Source organism: Streptomyces sp. NPDC107654 (assembly GCF_055639035.1).
The window spans coordinates 1-1,138 of sequence record NZ_JBVKBI010000069.1; the positions used below are offsets into that span (position 1 = coordinate 1).

Sequence of the window (1,138 nt, forward strand, 5' to 3'; positions counted from 1 at the left end):
GCTGGAACAACTCCCACAACTCGTCCGGCACCAGCCGCTCAACGATCCCCACCACGGCCTACAGCCTACCCGGGCTGCCAAATGAGATGACGTCTAAGAGGGCATCTGATCTAGGTAGTTGGTGTTCTGGGATGGTTTTGTGACTGGCGCCGTTGGCGGTCGTTGGATGAGGGGTGAGTGTTCGTCGTCCGTACCGAAGTGATGTGTCCGACGCCCGCTGGGCCTTGATTGAACCGGTCTTCAACGACTGGCGGGCGAGACGGACCGGCCCCGGAACGGCAGCCCGGGTGCACGACCTGCGAGAAATCGTCAACGCGATCCTCTACGTCAACCGCACCGGCATCCCGTGGGAGTACCTCCCGCACGACTTCCCGCCCTACAAGACCGTCTACGACTACTACGCGAAGTGGGAGACGGACGGCACCACCCAGCAGGTCCACGACCTGTTACGCGACAAGACCCGCCGATTCCACGGCCGCCGTGCGGAGCCGACCGCGGCCGTGGTGGACGCGCAGAGCGTGAAGACCTCGGCAAACGTCGCGGAGACCAGCCAGGGCATCGATGCCGGCAAGAAGATCAAAGGACGCAAGCGGCACCTGATCACGGACACCCTCGGCCTGGTCTTGGCCGTCCTGGTCACCGCCGCGAACGTGCACGACACCACCGGCGGCAAGCTCCTGCTCGACGACCTGGCCGCGACGCATCCCAGCGTGTCCAAGGTCTGGGGCGACGGCGGGTACCAGAACAGCATCTTCAACCACGGCGCCGGTCTGGGCATCGATGTCGAGGTAGTGCAGCGGCCGCGGGCCAAGGGATTTGAGCCGCTGCCGAAACGGTGGGTGATCGAGCGGACCTTCGGCTGGCTGATGCAGCACCGCCGACTGGCGCGGGACTACGAAGCCCTCCCGCAGAGATCCCGGACGATGATCCACTGGGCCATGGCTAACAAAATGTCCCGCGAACTGACCGGAGAATCCGCACCAACCTGGCGAATCGAAACAGACATCCCACTCACATCCGCGTGAACACTGATCAGATGCCCTCTAAGAGGTCCTAACAGAAGTCGCTGATGGTGTGACTGTCGGCTCAGATGCTCGTTGCTCTGTTCGTGGGGAAGAGGAACTCTCGTCCGTGGATC

Annotated in this window: 1 protein-coding gene; it reads left to right on the plus strand. The window is 63.2% G+C overall.

Going from position 1 to position 1,138, the window contains the following annotated elements:
- The first annotated feature begins 173 nt into the window (after positions 1-173).
- The gene (locus ACZ7N4_RS39180) at positions 174-1,025 is read left to right on the plus strand and encodes an IS5 family transposase (RefSeq protein ID WP_471368825.1); all 852 of its coding nucleotides are present in this window, start codon (positions 174-176) and stop codon (positions 1,023-1,025) included.
- Positions 1,026-1,138: the final 113 nt, after the last annotated feature.